14 protein-coding genes and 4 tRNA genes are annotated in these 20447 nt (G+C 41.5%); 5 read left to right on the top strand and 13 right to left on the bottom strand.

Annotated elements, in window-relative coordinates; genetic code table 11:
• Nucleotides 1–109: 109 nt before the first annotated feature.
• The 3 genes from rsuA (at nt 110) to HEMROJRC1_RS08585 (ending at nt 6846) form a co-directional block, all read left to right on the top strand.
• The gene (gene rsuA, locus HEMROJRC1_RS08595; protein WP_226692518.1) at nt 110–808 is read left to right on the top strand and encodes a 16S rRNA pseudouridine(516) synthase RsuA; all 699 of its coding nucleotides are present in this window, start codon (nt 110–112) and stop codon (nt 806–808) included.
• A 1-nt stretch (nt 809) separates the two neighbouring features.
• Complete coding sequence (locus HEMROJRC1_RS08590) at nt 810–2003, top strand: Bcr/CflA family multidrug efflux MFS transporter (protein WP_226692517.1); 1194 nt, start codon at nt 810–812, stop codon at nt 2001–2003.
• A 280-nt stretch (nt 2004–2283) separates the two neighbouring features.
• Nucleotides 2284–6846 (top strand): autotransporter outer membrane beta-barrel domain-containing protein, encoded by a 4563-nt coding sequence (locus tag HEMROJRC1_RS08585; RefSeq protein WP_226692516.1) that lies wholly within the window; start codon nt 2284–2286, stop codon nt 6844–6846.
• 290 nt (nt 6847–7136) lie between these two features.
• Here HEMROJRC1_RS08585 and HEMROJRC1_RS08580 read toward each other — a convergent pair.
• The 4 genes from HEMROJRC1_RS08580 to HEMROJRC1_RS08565 form a co-directional block, all read right to left on the bottom strand.
• A protein-coding gene (locus tag HEMROJRC1_RS08580; protein WP_226692515.1) for an IS3 family transposase occupies nt 7137–8470 on the bottom strand; the annotation gives its coding sequence in 2 pieces (ribosomal slippage) (nt 7137–7966 and nt 7966–8470; 1335 coding nt in all).
• A gap of 74 nt (nt 8471–8544) precedes the next feature.
• The gene (locus HEMROJRC1_RS08575; RefSeq protein ID WP_226692514.1) at nt 8545–9978 is read right to left on the bottom strand and encodes a sodium:alanine symporter family protein; all 1434 of its coding nucleotides are present in this window, start codon (nt 9976–9978) and stop codon (nt 8545–8547) included.
• A 175-nt stretch (nt 9979–10153) separates the two neighbouring features.
• The gene (gene nagK / locus HEMROJRC1_RS08570) at nt 10154–11068 is read right to left on the bottom strand and encodes an N-acetylglucosamine kinase (protein WP_226692513.1); all 915 of its coding nucleotides are present in this window, start codon (nt 11066–11068) and stop codon (nt 10154–10156) included.
• Nucleotides 11069–11289: 221 nt separating this feature from the next.
• Nucleotides 11290–12009, bottom strand: a complete 720-nt coding sequence (locus tag HEMROJRC1_RS08565) for a phosphatase PAP2 family protein (RefSeq protein WP_226692512.1) — start codon at nt 12007–12009, stop codon at nt 11290–11292.
• 67 nt (nt 12010–12076) lie between these two features.
• Between HEMROJRC1_RS08565 and ribA the strand changes: the two genes are divergently transcribed.
• Nucleotides 12077–12733 (top strand): GTP cyclohydrolase II, encoded by a 657-nt coding sequence (gene ribA, locus HEMROJRC1_RS08560; RefSeq protein WP_226692511.1) that lies wholly within the window; start codon nt 12077–12079, stop codon nt 12731–12733.
• Between the two features lie 52 nt (nt 12734–12785).
• Here ribA and argG read toward each other — a convergent pair whose 3' ends face one another.
• Nucleotides 12786–14120, bottom strand: a complete 1335-nt coding sequence (gene argG, locus HEMROJRC1_RS08555) for an argininosuccinate synthase (RefSeq protein WP_226692510.1) — start codon at nt 14118–14120, stop codon at nt 12786–12788.
• 185 nt (nt 14121–14305) lie between these two features.
• The gene (locus tag HEMROJRC1_RS08550) at nt 14306–15178 is read right to left on the bottom strand and encodes a phosphoribosylaminoimidazolesuccinocarboxamide synthase (protein WP_226692509.1); all 873 of its coding nucleotides are present in this window, start codon (nt 15176–15178) and stop codon (nt 14306–14308) included.
• 177 nt (nt 15179–15355) lie between these two features.
• Between HEMROJRC1_RS08550 and prfC the strand changes: the two genes are divergently transcribed.
• A complete protein-coding gene (prfC, locus tag HEMROJRC1_RS08545; protein WP_226692508.1) occupies nt 15356–16939 on the top strand; it encodes a peptide chain release factor 3 in 1584 nt (527 codons plus the stop codon).
• A gap of 109 nt (nt 16940–17048) precedes the next feature.
• Here the strand turns inward: prfC and HEMROJRC1_RS08540 are convergent.
• The 7 genes from HEMROJRC1_RS08540 to gloB form a co-directional block, all read right to left on the bottom strand.
• Nucleotides 17049–17123 (bottom strand) — tRNA-Gln (locus tag HEMROJRC1_RS08540).
• Nucleotides 17124–17168: 45 nt separating this feature from the next.
• Nucleotides 17169–17243, bottom strand: a tRNA-Gln gene (locus tag HEMROJRC1_RS08535).
• Nucleotides 17244–17272: 29 nt separating this feature from the next.
• Nucleotides 17273–17357: transfer RNA gene (locus HEMROJRC1_RS08530), tRNA-Leu, on the bottom strand.
• 3 nt (nt 17358–17360) lie between these two features.
• Nucleotides 17361–17437 (bottom strand) — tRNA-Met (locus tag HEMROJRC1_RS08525).
• Nucleotides 17438–17560: 123 nt separating this feature from the next.
• Nucleotides 17561–18292 carry a phosphodiester glycosidase family protein gene (locus tag HEMROJRC1_RS08520; protein WP_226692507.1) on the bottom strand — a complete coding sequence of 244 codons (732 nt, stop codon included), beginning with the start codon at nt 18290–18292 and terminating at the stop codon, nt 17561–17563.
• Nucleotides 18276–19598: a glutamyl-tRNA reductase gene (gene hemA, locus HEMROJRC1_RS08515; RefSeq protein WP_226692506.1), complete on the bottom strand. Its 1323-nt coding sequence runs from the start codon at nt 19596–19598 to the stop codon at nt 18276–18278. Before hemA ends, HEMROJRC1_RS08520 begins: the two co-directional genes overlap by 17 nt.
• Before the next feature lie 128 nt (nt 19599–19726).
• Nucleotides 19727–20428, bottom strand: a complete 702-nt coding sequence (gene gloB, locus HEMROJRC1_RS08510; RefSeq protein ID WP_226692966.1) for a hydroxyacylglutathione hydrolase — start codon at nt 20426–20428, stop codon at nt 19727–19729.
• Between the last annotated feature and the right edge of the window lie 19 nt (nt 20429–20447).

Raw genomic sequence — 20447 nt, 5'->3', positions numbered from 1 at the left:
TGACTTAGATGATCCGGACTTATTCCTCAGAAAAATTATTTCCTATATTCATCAGCCAATATTTTGCCATCGTGTAAAATATTCACTACTCAAAAGAAAGAGATACCCTATGCGATTAGATAAATTCATTGCCGAAAACACCGGTTTAACCCGCTCTCAGGCCTCCAAAGCCATTCGCCAAAGTGCGGTCAAAATTAACGGTGAAATTGAAAAAAACAGCGCTCGTCAAATTTCACAAGATGACGAAATTTATTTTGAAGATAAACGCCTCACTTGGTTGGAAAGCGGGCAATATTTTATGTTGAATAAACCGCAAGGCTGCGTATGTTCAAATGATGACGGCGATTATCCTACCATTTACCAATTCTTTGACTATCCCCTGTCCGCCAAGCTCCACAGTGCAGGGCGTTTAGATGTCGATACCACAGGGCTTGTATTATTAACCGATGACGGACAATGGTCTCACCGTATTACTTCGCCAAAACATCATTGTGAGAAAACCTATCTTGTTACCCTTGCCGATCCGGTGGAAAAACACTACGAGCAAGCCTGTGCAGAAGGAATTTTGTTACGGGGTGAAAAAAATCCTACCAAGCCGGCAAAGCTCGAAGTTTTAGATGATTACAATGTAAATCTCACGATTTCCGAAGGGCGTTATCACCAAGTAAAACGAATGTTTGCCGCCCTTGGTAATAAAGTGATCGGTTTACATCGTTGGAAAATCGGTGAGGTCGAATTGGATAACACCTTAGAAGAAGGTGAATACCGTTCCCTCTCCCAAGCAGAAATTGACAGTTTGGTAAAATAATATGACACAAAATATAAAACCCACCTTTATTTTTATCGCAACACTCGGCATTTTATCTATGTTGCCGCCTTTTGGCGTGGATATGTATTTGCCATCATTTTTAGAAATCGCCAAAGATCTCAACATTAGCCCCGAGCAAGTACAACATACGCTCACCGCCTTTGCTTACGGAATGGCGTTCGGGCAGTTATTTTGGGGACCTTTTGGAGATAGCTTCGGACGCAAGCCGATTATTTTACTTGGTGTGATTATTGGTGCGCTTACCGCTCTTATTCTGACCGAGATAAATTCTATCGGAAATTTTACCGCACTTCGTTTTGTCCAAGGCTTTTTCGGTGCCGCACCCGTTGTACTTTCAGGGGCGTTGCTGAAAGATTTATTCAGTAAAAACGAACTTTCCAAAGTGATGTCCAGTATTACGCTCGTCTTTATGATTGCACCTTTAATTGCACCGATTATCGGCGGCTACATTGTGAAATATTTTCACTGGCATGCGATTTTTTACGTCATCGCCATAATGGGCACATTATCCGCCTTACTGGTTTCTATCATCATTCCGGAAACACATAAAAAAGAAAACCGTATTCCACTTCGTCTCAATATTATCGCGCGTAATTTTATAAGTTTATGGAAACAAAAAGAGGTACTGGGCTATATGTTCGCCGCCGCATTCGGTTTTGGCGGCTTATTTGCTTTCGTCACGGCAGGCTCTATTGTGTACATTGGTATTTATGGCATCGCAGTGGATCAATTCGGTTATTTCTTTATGCTGAACATTGCAATAATGACTCTCGCCTCTTTCTTAAATGGACGCTTCGTGACGAAACTTGGTGCAGAAACGATGTTACGCATTGGTTTAACCATTCAATTTTTATCCGGAATGTGGCTGATTTTGACCGCACTTTTCGATTTCGGTTTTTGGTCTATGACACTTGGTGTCGCATTTTTCGTAGGACAAAACCCACTCATTTCGTCCAATGCCATGGCATCCGTGCTGGAAAAATTTCCTAATATGGCAGGTACAGCTAATTCTCTAATGGGCAGCGTACGCTTTGCAGTGGGCGCAATTATAGGGTCACTAGTTGCAACGATGAAAATGGATACTGCAGCACCAATGTTGCTTACCACGGGGGCTTGCGTAATCATTTCGGTGTCAGCCTATTATTTTCTGACTTATCGAAATTTGAAATCATAAAAAAAGTGCGGTCAAAATTGACCGCACTTTGCTTCTCAAGCATACGTTTTCTTAATTTCGGATAATTTTCAGTTCTAAATTCCGACCTTTTGCCCGATTTTAATTGACATTAATAATCTTTCATCAATCCTTATCTCCCCCCCCTTTTTTTATAAAATTGAACCTCTCAGATACAACATTTATCCGAATCAGAAGATCAAAAAACAAAATGATCTTGATAATCAATATCATTAACATTAAAATCCTGCCCTGTTTATCAATACAACAAGAAGGAAATACTATGGATCACAAACCTCATCCTTTACTGAAAGGTTTAACTCTCAGTGCAGTTGCCGTTGCGCTGGTTTCTGTTTCTGCCAATGCTTACGAACAAGGCAAAGGAACCGTTGCAAAAGTATATACTGAAGATAAAATTGAAAAAATTGACACGCTCACAGCGACAGAAAATACCGAAGAACGGATTAAAGGAAAATTTAACCGCTCAGGTAATCCCGTGAGAATTATTTGGTATGGCAATCCTAAGGATCAAGATGGTAAAGCAGCACAAACCGGGGCGGATAACCAAGGGCAAATTATCGGTAAAGTGATTGCAACGGGGCAAGCGACAAGTGAATCCGAAGATAGGCGTGGTGCAATTTCTATTGATGGAGTGGCCAATGGAATTGATGCCCTCGGTTGGTCTGCCCCCAGTAATGCCAATGATGTGGTTTTCAAACTAGATACCGTTTCTAACAGCGGTTCGATTGCAGCGGAAGCCGCTCTACAAGGTGGTGCGGCAGAAACCCATGGTGATATTCAAAGCTACGGCAGCGGTAACGGTATTTCAATTATCGGCTTAGCAGACTTTGGTAAACACAATGCCGAGGTCGGCGCCGATGGTATTGCAGACGGTTATAGTGGCGCAACAGGTGTTTCCCGTAGCCGTACTAGCCGCAATTCAACAACCAGAACCCGTGCTGTAGCCGAATCTACGCCAAGCTCGCCTGAACTGGAACGAGTGGACTTTGAGGGAAAAACAGTTGAGGTAAGCCTAAATAACGTGAATAATGGCGGACTGATTACAGCTAAAATTCATGCACAAGCAGATCAAAATGCAACCTCGCATACTGCAAGCTATAAACCACAATTCTATTCAGTGGCCACTACCGCATCCGGTAATGCCCTATCCGCAGCCTCCTATGTGAACACCATTGACAGGCAAACTTTCTCGGAAGGTAAACATAATTTTGCTAAATTGGGCGAAATTCATAATAACGGGTATTTGGTTGGCAAAGCAGATTTATTTGGAGGGCAAAACACAACCCATACCGGCACATCAGCAGCCAATAGTGGAAACGGTATTTCAGCGATGGCGATTACCGGACGATTTGCTAAAAACAGAACGGAAAGTGCGGTTGGTAATCTGCAAAATTTCGGTGAAATTACCGGATCATTAGAACAAATCTCAGGCAATAATTCCAATTATCAAGGGTTTCACCTTTATTCCAATGCACATGCTCAAAATAGCGGTAACGGTGTGGCGGTAACGGCGGAATCTTCCAACGCTCAAACGACTTACCCAACCAATGCAACCTTAGGAAACGTACAAAACAACGGCCGGATTAGCGGTTCGGCAAAAGTGCAGGCAGGAAATGGTATGGGTGAAATAATGGCGCACAGCTATGCATCCGGTAATGGCTTATCTACCTTTGTTAAAGGAAACAGCGGACAAATATCAGCTATCGGCAATGTTAACAATAGCGGAATTATTCGTGGTCAATTGGAAGTGCGTAGCGGTAAATCAGGAAATGCAGGAAATGCAGAAAATAAAGAATTTATTCCAAAAGTAAATACACAGCAAACTTCTTCCACAACGTCAAATGTTAGTGGCGGTTTAAGTGCCGAACTTTGTAAATGGCTGGCTGCCGGTACGCCGGGCTGTGAAGCCCCAACAAGCGCCACAACGGCAACACATCAACAAGCCAGCGTACAGAGTGCGGCCACCGTTCACGCCAGTGGGAACGGTATTTCGGTGTGGGCTTACACCGAATCAGGCGAATATGGTCAACAAAACGCCCGTTTAGGCGATATTGATAACAGCGGGGTCATTACCGGTTATACAAGAGTGTGGCAAGGATTCTCACAAGGGGAATATTCGCGCGTGGATTACCGCAATAATGGAGCGGGCATTGCCTTGAATGCCGAACACCGTTCAGCAATTACCAACACAGGAATTATTTCCGGTAATCTCAGTGCATTATTGGCTCGAGGTAAAATTGATACATCTTGGAGTAGCTATAATCCGGAGTATCGCTCAGGTTTTAAAGGGAATATTACGAACTACGGTATTCTCGCCGGACGAATGATTATTGGGAACTATCAACCTGATCAAAATCACGACCAACATTATCGCTATTTTGATACGGCGGATAAATCCGATTACAAAGTAAAAAACAGCGGCTTATACATTAAACTCAATGAAAATGAGGGAATTGAACGTGTAACCGTAGGTAACGATATATCTTCCTTCACAAAAAATGGTAAAACCTATCAAGTGATTAACGCCCCTCTTACTCCAAGCGGTAAAGATAGTGAAAAAATCACCACCGCCGATGAGAATATCGCCAACACAATTATTAATGGCGTGGGGATAGAAAACGGTGCATTAGTTGCCAAACATCAGGTCAATTTAACCGATTCTATTATCAACGGCTATAAAACCGCCTTGAAAATTACAGAAAATACCGAAGTGAATGCAGACGGTACAACCTTAAATGTCAATGGCTTTATGATTAATAAAACGGAAAAACCACTTGCCGTGCTGGGAGATAATGGAGCGAATAAGTTTACCTTTGGTAATCAATCTCGGATTAACGGCGATATTGATCTCAAAGGGGGCGATGACGAACTAACCATCGCAGACAGCAGTGCCATTTTTAATGGAAAAACTCTTGATTTAGGTGAAGGAAACGACACCCTAAACTTTGGTAAAGTGAGCGGAGGCGGTTTACCAATTAAGGTGGGTTACAATGTGGCTAATGCGGAAAATTTGGTGATTAACCAAGAAACACTCCTCTTAGCTAATGCTAACGTGGACGGCACGAATAATATCACTCTTAATCAAGATCTCCATTATCAGGTGTTAGATCCGAAAACTCACGCTTTATACGCTAATAAAGCCGATAAACTCACATTAAGCGGTGTCGGTAAATTTGTAGTCAACGCGGCTAAAACCTCAAGTGAATACGAAATACAATTTGCCCGTTCACAGCTTGATCCGAAAGTTACTTTTGCTACCAATAATGTTTTACAATCTGCGGTCTTTAAAGACGGTAAATTGTTAATCCAACCCAAAGTGGTCATGAGTGCGGAAGAAGCTAAGAAACAGCAAGAAGATCTAAATTCACTGAAAGCGCAAATTGCCGAAGCAGAAAAAGCCAAAATCGAAGCGGAACAGGCTCAAAAACAAGCCGAACAACAGCAACAAGCCAAATTGGATGCTTTGAACGCTCAATTAGCCGATATTGAGAGTAAACAAGCAGAAGCGGAAAAAGCACTACAAGCGGCATTGGCTGATCACAACAAAACAAAACAGCAAAAACAAGCTGAGTTAGATAGCTTACGCAAAGAATTGTCAAAAACACTGCAGGCTTTACAAAATGCAATGGTTACTCCACAAGCGGATCAATCCTCCGCTCAACCTGAACAACCGAATATGCCGACAACGAATAGCAGCAACCAAATTGCGAAGCTGGAGCAAAAAATTACAGAGCTTAACCAAGCATTAGCAACAAAACAAAATGAAGCGGATGCCCGTTTCAACACTGCCTATAAAGATGCCTACGACAGCTACATTGCCAATTGGAAAGCCGGTGGCGTGAATCCATTACAAGAATCGGCTTTAACCACAGATAAATCCGCACAACAAGCCAATGACGCTATCAATCGTTATTTGGCGGAAACCGTTGAACAAAATATTTACGGTGCAGTCATCCATCATTTGAATCAAACCGTTTCGCAACAACGTCTTACATTATCGGCAATGCAAAAACAATTGAAAGCCCAAGAATGGCACATTGCGGCGCAAGGGATCTTCGATAAGATCGATTATCGTAAAACAGCCGATAAAGCGACGACAAAGGGTTCGATGCTCTCACTTCACTACGGTGTAAATGATAATTTGACCGTTGGTGCACACATCGGAACGGATAAAACGACCATTACCGGTCTCAATCAAAGTCGATTAAGCGGTAACGGTGTTTCCTTAGGTGCTTATTTAAGTAAATACATTGATCGTCTCACACTTACAAGCGGTGTAATGTACGCTCAAAATCGTTTAAACGGCAAACGTTATATCAACAACGGCTATAACAGCCATCAGTTTGACACTCGTACCAAAGCAAATGCCGTCAGTGTTTATACACAACTGAAATATGCCTTACCGTTAAGCGAACAATGGCAATTTGTGCCTAAACTGAGCGTAGCTTATACCCGTTTCAACCAGCAAGCAGTGAAAGAAAACGGTGTAGCAGGGCTAAATATTGATGCATTGCACAGCAATCATTTGGAAGCAGGAATAGGTCAGGAAATCATAGGAACATTACCGACTACGAACGGCAAAGCACAATTCAAAGTTAGCGCAGATTATCGGGTATTTTCCGGTGAGAAAGCATTGCAAGGGCGTTTCCGGAACGGTAACCAATTTACGATTAACACCGAACCAAGCCGCAATATTGCTAACATTGGTGCAACTTTCGGCTACGAATGGCACAACGGTTTCTCCTTTAATGTGAAAGCTGAAAAAGCTTTGAGCAAAGGCGGTAATCAAACTATTGGTAATATAAAACTTGGTTATACCTTTTAAACTAAAGGTCGCATATGCGCTCAATTTCAGCATTATGTAGCACTTGCATAAATTATCGTAGGATGCGTTAGGCGAACCCGCAACGCACCAATAGAGGGTTTAATAATGAAATGGTGCGTTACGCAAAGCTTAACGCACCCTACGCCCCAAAATAAATTCCGGATATAAAATTCTCCTTGTGCAGCTGCTACATAATACCGCTCAATTTTAATATTATGTAGCACTTGCGCAAGAACAAACGGATAAAAAAAGTGCGGTCAATTTGATCTGACCCCAAAAAGTTAGACCATTTAACACATGGTTTGAGTTCGATATTGTATCGGGCTCAAGCCGTTTAATTTTAATTGTATTCGTTCCTCATTGTAATACCGTATATACTCCCTCACCGCTTGTGCAACCTCCTCGGCATTGTCAAAATGCTTACCATAGATACATTCCGTTTTCATCCGCCCGAAAAAGCTCTCCATCATCGCATTATCTAGGCAGTTTCCCTTTCTTGACATACTCTGCACTATGCCGTTTTCTTGTAAGATGCGTTGATACGCACACATTTGATATTGCCAACCTTGGTCCGAATGCAGTATCGGCTTCGCCTCTTTGGGTAATTTTTCGACCGCTTGTTGCAACATTACTTTCACTTGTTGCCAATTCGGGCTTCGACTGATAGCAACGCTGATGATTTCCGAGTTGAAGCAGTCTAAAATCGGTGAGACGTAACATTTACTGCCGTCTTTGGCTTTGATTTCCGTGATGTCGGTAAGCCATTTTTCGTTTGGTCGGGTTGTGGTGAAATCCCGTTGTAAGCGGTTTGGGGCGATGTTTCCGATTTCACCGCGATAGGCGGCGTACTTTCTCGCTTTTTTGCCCTTCACCTGTAGCCCCATTTGTTGGATTAAGTGTTGTACCCGTTTGTGATTAACGCCTTTCAATAACGCACTTACTCGGCGATAACCATACGCCGGATTTTCTGCTTTAATCCGCCTGATTTCCGCTTTAAGTGCGGTATTTTTATCCGCCTTCGGCTTTAAATGATAGAAAAACACACTACGAGGCAAATTTGCCAATGAAAGCAAGATGTTAAGCGGAAACGTCCCTCTCAATCTTTGGATAATCGCCGCCGTTCGGCTTCTTCCTCCCGTATCACTTCGTCCAACTTTTTTAGAAATGCCACCTCCGCTTCAAGCTCCAAAATCCTTAACCGTAAGCGGTCTTCTTCGGTCTTCGGCGGCGGTGGCATTTTGGCGTATTTTGGTTTTTTCGGGGACATTGTCGGTCTTCCTTTCGGTTTGGGGTGTAAACCGTTTATACCGTCTTTTTCAAAGGCTTTCAACCATTGGCTGATAAGACCTGAATTACTTATGCCGAAATGGATTGTCGCTTGCCTTGCAGAGAAATCCCCTTTTTGAACGGCAAGGATGACTTGATATTTAAATTCAGCGGAATAAATGCGTTTGCCGGGCAATAGGGCAAGCCCTGCATTGCCTGAATGTTGATATTGGATAATCCAACGTCTTAAGGTGGTGTCGGAAAGTTGAAATTGTTTTTTTGTAAGTGAAACATCTAAGTGATTTTTAAGATAAAAATCGATGGCTTGTTGTTTGAATGTTTGATTGTATTTGGTCATAAAATCTGCCCCTGACTGAGTTGGTTTATTTTGTCCAACTTTTGGGGGGCAGATCAATTTGACCGCACTTTTTTCTATTTCCAAGTTTGTTGTTCAAGCACTCGTTTTCTTAATTCCGGATAATTTTCAATTTTAAATTCTGGCGTTTTACCTGATTTTAATTGATGTTGATAATCTTTCATTAATTTCCACACAATCGGGGAAAGTATGATAATCGCCACTAAATTGATAATCGCCATTACTGCCATCACCGTATCGGCAAAATTCCAAACTACATTGCCGGAACGCACCGCACCGAAATACACGAAGAATAACACGACTAAACGAAACACAAACACAAACCAAGGTTTGTTTTTGATGAAACGAATATTACTTTCAGCGTAAGCATAGTTACCGATAATTGAGGAATAAGCGAAAAGCAATAGTATAAATGCGAGGAAATGTACACCAAACTCCCCAACGTGATACTGCAACGCACTTTGTGTAAGCGAAATGCTTTTTAATTCTTCGCCACCATAATTGTTCGATAATAAAATAACGATTGCCGTACAACTACACACTATCATCGTATCCACAAACACGCCGAGCATCTGTACTAACCCCTGACTAACGGGGTGTTTAACATGCGCTGCTGCTGCGGCATTTGGTGCAGATCCCATACCTGCTTCGTTTGAAAATAGACCTCGTTTAATCCCCATCATCATTGCTTTTGATACCATTGCGCCGAAAAATCCGCCGGCAGCCGCATCAAAGGTAAAAGCACTGGTTATGATATTACGAATAACATTCGGCACCATCTCGATATTCATACCAAGAATAATCACCGCCATAATTAAATAAAATAATGCCATTATCGGCACAAGACTACTGGAAATGATGGCAATACGTTTGATCCCGCCGAAAATAATCGCTGCCGTCAAAATCACTAATACAATACCCACATATTCGCCTTTCCAATTCCAAGCATTACTTGTCGCCTCAACAATAGAGTTTGATTGCACGGAATTAAAAGCGAAACCGAAAGTGAAAATTAAAGCAATGGCAAAGGCGGCGGCCATCGTACGAGATTTCAAACCTTGTACGATATAATATGCAGGCCCACCGCGAAAGGTACCGTCTTTATCCTGAATTTTGAATAACTGCGCAAGAGTAGATTCGGCAAAAGCACTCGACATACCGATAAATGCCGTACACCACATCCAAAACACCGCGCCTTCACCGCCTAACGCAATAGCCGTTGCCACGCCACCAATGTTGCCGACACCTACTCGGCTGGCAAGCCCCGTTGCAAACGCTTGGAACGGTGTCAAAGAATTCCCTTCCGCTGCACGTCCAAACCACATTTCACGAATACTTGCCGGGAAAAGACGTAATTGCACAAAACCGGTAGTGATCGTAAAAAAGAGACCGACCCCCAGTAAAATAACAATGGTGAGATTCCATAATGGTCCATCAAAATGATCGACAATCCAAGTGAGAAGTTGCTCTAAATAAGCGATTAATTCCATCAGTTCCTCCAAAATAATGAAAAAATAAAATTGTAGAGGAAGAAGAAAATGAAGGCGATGTTTATCAGAAATACTTGAAAATAAAAGACATTAGAAAAGATTTTCTCTAATAAAAAAGACATATAACTAAATAAAATCTAAAAGGCGTGTAAAAAATTGACACGCCTTTAAAAAATTATTTCGCTAAAAATAAGGCGGCGGCACCGCGCACACCTCCGGAATCACCATGTTTGGCTTTTTTGATCGGCGGTACTTTCGCCGTGCGCATTAAATGAGCCGGCAATGCTTTCGGTAAAGCTTCATATAGGTAATCAAAGTTGGATAAACCACCGCCGAGCACGATCATATGCGGATCAAATGCAGTGATGATATTACCGATAGAAATGGCAGTCAGCTCCACAAAAAGTTTCACAAAATCGACCGCACTTTCTTTCCCACGATAGAAAGCATCGATAATTTCACGGGCGGAAAGTGATTCCCCTTTTAAATCCCGATATAGCATTTCAAAACCTCTGCCGGAAAGATAAGTATCCAAACAAGCTTTATTGCCACAACCACATTCATAAATCGGTGCATTGTCCCAACCAAGCAGTTTTAACGCGTGATAATTAAGCTGCAAATGACCTAATTCGCCCGCCATTCCTACTTGCCCTGAATGCACTTTGCCATTTAATACAAAGCCACCGCCAAAGCCCGTTCCCAGAATTAAACCCAGCACAGTCGGATATTGCTGATTTTCTTCGTCCCAAGCCTCAGACAGCGCAAAACAATTTGCATCATTTTCAGCCCGCACTTCACGCCCCAGACGTTCGGAAAGATCGCGTAAAATAGGCTTGTTATCCGCCACACGAATATTGGTGATTTCCGCTAAACCGGTTTGTTGATTGACAAAACCCGGTACCCCCATTCCCACCGTGCCGGGTTCACCGAATCGTTCATCAGCACGTTTCACTAAATCGACTATCGTATTAAGCCATTCGTCGTAATCCGTTTTTGGCGTCGGTACTCGTTCGGAATACAGCTTTTCTAATTTTTCATTGAATACGGCAAGCTCAATTTTCGTACCGCCAATATCTAAACCATAATACATAATCAAAACTCCTTGATAAAAAGTGCGGTTAAAATTTTCGGTATTATGCATCAGTTGCACAAAACCAGAGTAGGGTGTGTTAGCCAAAGGCGTAACGCACCGTTAAACCCAAGTTTGGTGCGTTACGGCAAGCCTAACGCACCCTACATTTGAATTAAAAACAGCCTTTTGTGCAACTGATGCATAATACCGAAAATTTTAACCGCACTTAACCCTTTGTTTTATGACGAAGATCGTTTTTTCTGTAAAAAACCGAAAATAATCATACAGATTATCCACGCTGAAAGGGTTGAGATCAAAAGATCAATTGGGTAATGCATTCCTAAACGAACACGACTGACTAGCATCAATACGCTCCATAACGCCATTGCTCCCACCAGTAATTTCGCCTTCCATGTACGGTTTCCCAATAATTGTGTAAAGCCTACCGCAAGCATTAACCAAGTCGCCGCAAAAATAGTATGACCGGATGGAAAAGAATAACCCGTTTCATTTTCATAATGTTTTACAAGCCAAGTCGGCGTATCGGCTTGCTTGCTATAAAAATCTCTTGCGATCAGTGCACGTTGCGAACGATCATTTTTATAGAAATTTTCCGCATTTGTGTGTGTTTGCTCCGCTAAATAGACAGTGAACGGGCGAGGTTCTTTGAACACTGCTTTCAAACCGGTTTTCACCCCTTGGGTAGCAACTACTGCAAAGGCCATCACCATCACACCTAAGAACCATTGTTTGCGGTTTTTAAATAAAAAACCAAAAATCAAGGCAAATGCAGCGCAGGTAATCAACGCATACGGAACGCTGCCCGTTTCGGTGAGCAAATAAAGCCAATAATCGGCCTCGATCAATTGGCTATTACCATTCCATTGATAAGAAAACGCCCACATAAAAAATGGTACAAGACAAAGTAATAACGTATATAATGACAGCCTTTTAAACACTTTCGCTCCTTGATAATAAGAATGAAGTGCGCATTTTAGCAGAAATGAAATGAATGAGGATAACTTTATGGCAAAAATCCAGTTGGTTGCTCAAGCCGATTTACCCACTGAGTACGGTATTTTTAAGATGGTCGGTTTTGAATTTCCCGATACCAAAAAAGAACACGTGGCATTAGTGATGGGCGATATTTCAAACAGTGATGAACCTGTATTATCACGTATTCACTCCGAATGTTTAACCGGTGATGCGCTCCACAGTTTAAAATGCGATTGCGGATTTCAGCTTGCTACGGCACTTAATCAAATTAAAGAAGAAGGTCGCGGCGTATTAATTTATCATCGTGAAGAAGGGCGTGGCATAGGATTAATTAATAAAATTCGTGCCTATTCCCTACAAGATAAGGGAATGGATACTATTGAAGCGAATCTCGCATTAGGTTTTAAAGCTGATGAACGAAATTTTGAAGTATGTGCGGATATGTTTGAATTATTAGGCGTGAAAAAAGTACGCTTAATGACTAATAATCCGGAAAAAGTGGAAACAATGAAAAAGGCGGGAATTAATGTGGTGGAACGTGTTCCCCTGAATGTCGGCGAAAACCGCTATAACACCAAATACTTAGATACCAAAGCTAAAAAAATGGGACATTACATTGTGCATAATAACGAAGAACATTTAATGAATTGTCCCCATTGTCAGGAAGAAGTAATGCGTGATAAATAAAAACGCTCAAAAAAATAACCGCACTTTTGTGCGGTTATTCATATCAACATTATTATTTTTTACCTAACTGTGGTAACACAGAATCCTTACCAACCAAAAGCAACCCGGTTTCGGCATAAATACCTAATTTGCCACGCGTATCCGCGACATCTAAGTTACGCATGGTTAATTGACCGATACGATCAATCGGATCAAACGGTGCATCTTCTACTTTTTCCATACTTAAGCGTTCTGCTTCATAGGTTAAATTCGGTGACTCGGTATTTAGAATTGTAAAATCGTTACCACGGCGTAATTCTAAGGTTACCGTACCGGTAATTGCTTTCGCGACCCAACGTTGTGCCGTTTCACGTAGCATTAATGCTTGCGGATCAAACCAACGACCTTGATACAATAGGCGACCTAAGCGTAAACCGTTAATGCGGTATTGCTCAATCGTATCTTCATTATGAATACCGGTTAATAGGCGTTCATAAGCGATATGTAACAATGCCATTCCCGGCGCTTCATAAATACCGCGGGATTTTGCTTCAATAATACGGTTCTCAATTTGATCCGACATACCTAAACCGTGACGACCACCGATACGATTTGCTTCAAGCATCATTTCTACGGCATCATCAAAACGTTTGCCGTTTAATTCGACCGGCACACCTTCTTCAAAAGTGACTGTGACGGTTTCAGGTTTGATTTCTACACTTTCATCCCAGAATGCAACCCCCATAATCGGTTTCACAATCTTCATACCGGTACTTAATTCTTCTAAATCTTTAGCTTCGTGAGTTGCACCAAGCATATTTGAATCCGTTGAATAGGCTTTTTCTACCGACATTTTATAGTCGAAACCATTTTCAATAAGGAATTGGGACATTTCAAAACGACCACCCAATTCGTGGATAAATTGATCATCCAACCAAGGTTTGTAAATTTTTAATTTCGGATTGGTTAATAAACCGTAGCGATAGAAACGTTCAATATCATTCCCTTTAAAGGTAGAACCATCACCCCAGATATTGACATCATCTTCTTTCATTGCCGCCACAAGCATTGTACCCGTTACCGCACGGCCAAGCGGTGTTGTGTTGAAGTAAGGGATACCACCTGTAGAAATATGAAACGCACCACATTGAATCGCCGCAATCCCCTCGTGAACCAATTGCGCACGACAATCAATTAAACGTGCGTTTTCCGCACCGTAAGCCATCGCTTTTTTCGGAATAGCATTGTAATCATCTTCATCCGGTTGCCCTAAATTTGCGGTGTAGGCATAAGGCACCGCACCTTTTTGACGCATCCAAAGTAATGCCGCACTGGTATCTAAACCGCCGGAGAAAGCGATTCCTACTTTTTGACCTTTAGGTAAACCCTGTAAAATAGTATTTGACATATTTTTTCCTTACTGACAATGAATTTGAATATTTAATCACTTTATATGAATAAAAACTCGCAAAAATATAACCGCACTTTTTATTTTTGTCTAGTGATTTCCATATTATATCCACAACTTTTATTCATTATTACCTTCTCTCTCACGCACAAAAATCCCTGCCTTTCTTGCAGGGATTTTGTCGCTTATTGCGTTAAAAGATCTAAGGCTTCTTGATATTTAGCTACGGTTTTTTCAATTACATCCGCCGGTACTTTCGGTGCCGGTGGTTGTTTGTTCCAACCGCTGGTTTCTAACCAATCGCGTACAAACTGTTTATCAAAAGACGGGGGATTGATCCCTTCTTTATAAGTATCAATCGCCCAAAAACGGCTTGAATCCGGTGTAAGCACTTCATCCATTAAGGTTAACGTTCCCTTTTCATCTAAACCGAACTCAAATTTGGTATCACAAATAATGATGCCTTTGGTTAAAGCATATTCCGCTGCCACCGTATAAAGCGCAATGGCTTTTTCCTTCACTTGAGCCGCTAAATCCGCACCGATTAATTTCTCACATTCCGCATAACTAATGTTAATATCGTGATTACCCACTTCTTCTTTACTGGATGGGGTAAAAATCGGCTCCGGCAATTTGCTCGCTTCGACTAATCCCTCAGGTAATTTCAAACCGCAAATCGTGCCGGTTTGTTGATAATCTTTTAAACCGCTGCCCGTTAAATAACCACGCACAATAGATTCGATTTTTATCGGATTTAATCGTTTACATACTACCGCACGATCTTTTACTAAATCCGCCTCTTCTTTCGGTAGCACATCGTAAACGGAATCGCCGGTGAAATGATTCGGCATAATATGTGCCAGTTTATTAAACCAAAAATTAGAAATTTGCGTGAGAATTTCACCTTTTCGGGGAATCGGTTCATCTAAAATCACATCAAACGCAGATAGGCGATCAGTCGCCACCATAAGCATACGTTTATCATCTATTTCATAAAGATCACGTACTTTTCCTGAATAAATTTTTTTAAGACTCAATGTCGGATTATTTTGTATCATTGGTTTGAACCTTTTTATCGCAATAAAAAATCGCCGCACATTGTACCGCACTTTTTAAGCAAACGTTTGCTATTTTTGTAAAAACAATGAAATTTGTTGTTTTTCCCAATTTGATTTGAGCAAAATCTCAAAATCAGCGAAAATAGCCCGCATTTTTAATTGAACGAAGAAAAAATCATGAGTTATCCTTTAGAAGAAGTAAACAAACGCCGCACTTTTGCGATTATTTCCCACCCGGATGCGGGTAAAACAACCATTACCGAAAAAGTGCTTTTATACGGAAATGCGATCCAAACGGCGGGAGCAGTAAAAGGCAAAGGTTCTACCGCCCATGCAAAATCCGACTGGATGGAAATGGAAAAACAACGTGGAATTTCCATTACCACTTCCGTAATGCAATTCCCTTACAATGATTGCTTAGTGAACTTATTGGATACTCCGGGGCATGAAGATTTCTCGGAAGATACCTACCGCACTTTAACCGCAGTAGATAGCTGCTTGATGGTGATTGATTCCGCCAAAGGGGTTGAGGAACGCACGATTAAATTAATGGAAGTTACCCGTTTGCGTGATACACCGATTATCACCTTTATGAACAAACTCGACCGGGATATTCGCGATCCGATGGAATTATTGGATGAAGTGGAAAACATATTAAAAATCCGTTGTGCCCCCATCACGTGGCCAATCGGCTGTGGCAAATTGTTCAAAGGCGTGTATCACATCGGCAAGGATGAAACCTACCTCTATCAATCAGGACAAGGCTCAACTATTCAGGAAGTACGTATTGTTAAAGGCTTGGATAATCCTGAATTAGATGCGGCGGTAGGCGATGATTTAGCACAACAGCTACGTGATGAATTGGAGTTAGTGCAGGGAGCAAGCAATGAATTTGAACACGAGGCTTTCATTAAAGGCGAACTCACTCCCGTATTCTTCGGGACTGCATTAGGTAACTTCGGTGTCGATCACTTCCTTGACGGATTAACAGAATGGGCGCCTAAGCCGCAACCCCGCCAAGCGGATACTCGCACGGTAGAAAGCTCGGAAGAAAAATTTTCAGGTTTTGTCTTTAAAATCCAAGCAAATATGGATCCGAAACACCGCGACCGCGTTGCTTTTATGCGGGTGGTGTCCGGTAAATATGAGAAAGGAATGAAGCTTAAACACGTTCGTATCGGTAAAGATGTCGTCATTTCTGATGCATTAACCTTTATGGCAGGCGATCGTTCACACGCAGAAGAAGCCTATGCCGGTGATATTATCGGTTTACACAATCACGGTACAATCCAAATCGGCGATACCTTCACTCAAGGTGAAACGTTAAAATTTACAGGAATCCCAAACTTTGCACCGGAACTATTCCGCCGTATTCGTTTAAAAGATCCGCTCAAACAAAAACAATTGTTAAAGGGTTTGGTACAACTTTCGGAAGAAGGTGCAGTACAAGTATTCCGCCCATTAATAAACAATGATTTAATTGTAGGAGCAGTCGGTGTGTTACAGTTTGATGTTGTCGTTTCCCGCCTAAAAACGGAATATAACGTAGAAGCGATTTACGAAAATGTCAATGTCGCCACGGCTCGCTGGGTAGAATGCAGTGATGCGAAAAAATTTGAAGAATTTAAACGCAAGAACGAACAAAACTTAGCCTTAGACGGAGGTGATAACTTAACCTATATCGCCCCAACAATGGTTAATTTAAACTTAGCGCAAGAGCGTTACCCCGATATAGCATTTTTCAAAACAAGAGAACATTAACTTAATGCCTAAAAGTGCGGTTAATTTTGACCGCATTTTTTTATACCTCAAAGCAAGAGGAAAAATGAGATTAGAAAATATAGAAAATGCCTACACGAAGGAAACAAGATGGCTGGGGTACTAGGATTCGAACCTAGGGATGCCGAGATCAAAACCCGGTGCCTTACCGCTTGGCGATACCCCAATAAAAATTCTTTTATAAGAATGTAAGAAAAGTTTTAGGATAGTATGGCTGGGGTACTAGGATTCGAACCTAGGGATGCCGAGATCAAAACCCGGTGCCTTACCGCTTGGCGATACCCCAACAACTATTTTGACTTACAAAGCGATAAATGGTGCGGGACGAGGGACTTGAACCCACACACCTCTCGGCGCCAGAACCTAAATCTGGTGCGTCTACCAATTTCGCCAGTCCCGCAAATGGTGGCTACAGCGAGATTCGAACTTGCGACCCCAACATTATGAGTGTTGTGCTCTAACCAACTGAGCTATGTAGCCATTTATTTGCCAACCATATCGGCTTTGCGGGGCGTATTATGCGGATTTGCCCCTATCTCGTCAATCATTTTTTTCAAAAAATCTAAATTTAAGGTTTATTTGCTTATAAAAAAAACGCTTTTGTTATTTTTTATACTTTTCCGTTACAGAAATCATTCCGACAAAGTAATGCCAGTGGAAACTGTTAAACTCATTGGGAATGTACCAATTCGAAATTGTGCCGTCTAAATAGAGCGCATTATAGCAACCGATTTTTTGTAACCCCCGACTAAAAGTATAGAGATTCGGCTGACCTTGTGTGGTTAAAATAAAAAATAATCGATTTTGCTTATCCAAACATACGGCATTGCGTTTATGATAGCTTTCCAAAGTCGGTTTAAATTGATGATTAATTTTTCCATTAATCAATAGCATCGGACCGGATTGCATTGCAAACGTCGGCTTTAACTTTTTCTGTTGATAGGCTTTAGTTGTAAGAATATAAGGTTGCTTTCCTATCAAAGCAAACACGCCGTTCGGCTGAACGTGAAAATTACCACTCCCCCGCCGCGTATTTAACGGGTTTAATATTTTACCATTTTCAATCCATAATCCCGCCGGCTCATTATTTTTGCTATAAATACCGGCATTCATAACCATCTTTACTTGATAATTTTTTTCCAACGCACGCTTTAAATTTGTCAGTGAACGATAAGCTTTTCCTTCACTATCCCGCCAGTGAAAGCGTACCTCTTCCGGTTTTGCGTGAAAAATCCCATAAGTAACATTATCATCGGTAAAAGTTCGATATTCCGCCGATACGAGGAAAGGGAGGACGCCACAAAGTGCGGTTAAAAATTTAGGTGTTTTTATCATCAAAAGAAGAGGGAAAATTTAGCGTATTGGAAAACAAATGCAGTCCTTCCGCATTACCTGCTTTCATCATTGATTGCATTGTTTGCGTTGGCGTATGAATCAATTTATTCATTAATTTATAGCTTAATTCTTTTAAAATCGTTTCTGCATCGCCGCCTTGTTGTAAATGCTGTAGGGCTTTTTCCAACAAATCTTGGCGCGTATGTTCTGCATTTTCACGGTAGTGTCTGATTAAATTGGAAAATTGGCGAACCTTCAACCACTCAAAGAAATCCGCACATTCCTGAGTAATAATGCCCTCAGCTTGTTTAGAAGCTTCTTCTCTCTGGCTTAGATTGCGCCGAATAATATCTTGTAAATCATCCACAGTGTAATGATAAACACTATCCAGTTTTGCCACCGTTTCATCGATATCTCGTGGGACGGCAATATCTACCAACAACATCGGGGAATAATGGCGTTTTTTCTGTGCGATTTTCACCATTTCCTGATAAATCAGCACATTCGGGCTGCCTGTTGAACTGATTACAATATCTGCTTGATTCAATGCTTCCTGCAAAGTGTCTAAGGAGAACACATCAATAGGTGTATCTGACGCAAGTTTTTCCACCAACTGTTCGGCTCTTGCCAAAGTGCGGTTGGAAATCATCAATTTTTTTACGCCATGGCGCAACAAATGGCGACTAACCAACTCAATGGTTTCTCCCGCTCCCACTAACAAGATATTTAAATCACGTAATGATTCAAAAATTTGACGGGCTAAACTACAAGCTGCATACGCAACAGATACCGCACTTTCGCCGATATTGGTTTCGGTGCGTACCCGTTTTGCCGTAGAAAAGGTTTTTTGAAACAATCGGGAAAGCTCACCGGAAAGGGGCAAATGTGCATTTTGATAGAACGTTTCTGTAATCTGAAAAGCCTGTTTTACCTGCCCAAGAATTTGAGGTTCGCCCAAGATCAATGAATCTAAACCGCATGCCACCCGCATTAAATGCTGTGCAGCTTGCTGGTTTTGATGTGCATAAACAGAAGGAGCAAGTTCTGTCAAAGGAAGTTGATGAATCTCGGCAAACCATTTTTCTACTTTTTCTCGCCATTTATCACATTCTTGAGGTGAAATCTGACGATGGTGCAAATACACTTCCGTGCGATTACAAGTCGAAAGAATGACAGCCCCTTCCGCAAGGTTTTGCGCTTGAATTTGTTGCAAAGCAAGATTTCGCTTTTCATCTGAAAAAGCGACTTTTTCACGAACGGCAACAGAAGCGGTTTTGTGATTAATACCAAGAGCAAGAAGGGTCATAAATAGGTTCAAAAATAACCGCACTTTTTAGGTACGGAAAAAATAAAAAAACTGTGCGCTATTTTAATGAATTGCAATCCATTGAGCAAATCCACATTCAATAATCCCTTCAGAATAACCTGAAAGAGTTAGAATACATCTTTCGCCTTTCGCAATGCGGTGAACGTCTCCAAATTTTTTGCCTGTAAGAACGGATTAATAAGTTTCTCCAATTTTAAAGAACTTGGTAAGCTTGGTTTTCCTTTTTCAAATAAATCTTTCACCAAAATACGATGATTTTTAACCGCACTTTTATCAGCCATCACGGTTTCTGCAAAATCTAAATTGCTTAAGGTATATTCGTGTCCCGGACAAATAATCGTTTCATCAGGCAGTGCCCTTAAACGCTGCAATCCCTCAAACATTTGTTCATAATTATTGGTGAAAACCCTGCCGCAACCGGCTGAAAATAATGCGTCACCACAAAATAAATGGTTATCCAGTAAAAAACTCACGTGTTGTGCGGTATGCCCGCCTGTTGGAATAACTTGAATGTGATAGTTTGGTGTAATAATGTAGCCCTCATTTACAATGTGTGTCGCCCCTTTTTTCGCACATTCTTGAGAACCATAAACCGGTACGTTCGGATAACGCGCCTTAAATGCCACCACACCTTGAGTGTGATCATGATGTTCATGAGTGAGCAGCACCGCTTCAATTGGTAAATTATGCTTATCAAACCACGTAAAGAGCTTGTCCGTTTCGGGTAAATCGACAATAATGAGGGGGAGATTTTCTCGTTGATAAAGCCAAATGTAATTATCATTCAACGCAGGCAAAGCGACCAGCATACTTCCTCTTTCAATTTGG

The sequence above is a fragment of the Rodentibacter sp. JRC1 genome, assembly GCF_020521555.1.
Lineage (GTDB): Bacteria > Pseudomonadota > Gammaproteobacteria > Enterobacterales > Pasteurellaceae > Rodentibacter > Rodentibacter abscessus.
The sequence above is the reverse complement of the archived record's forward strand: the minus strand, read 5'-3'. Positions and strand labels throughout refer to the sequence as shown.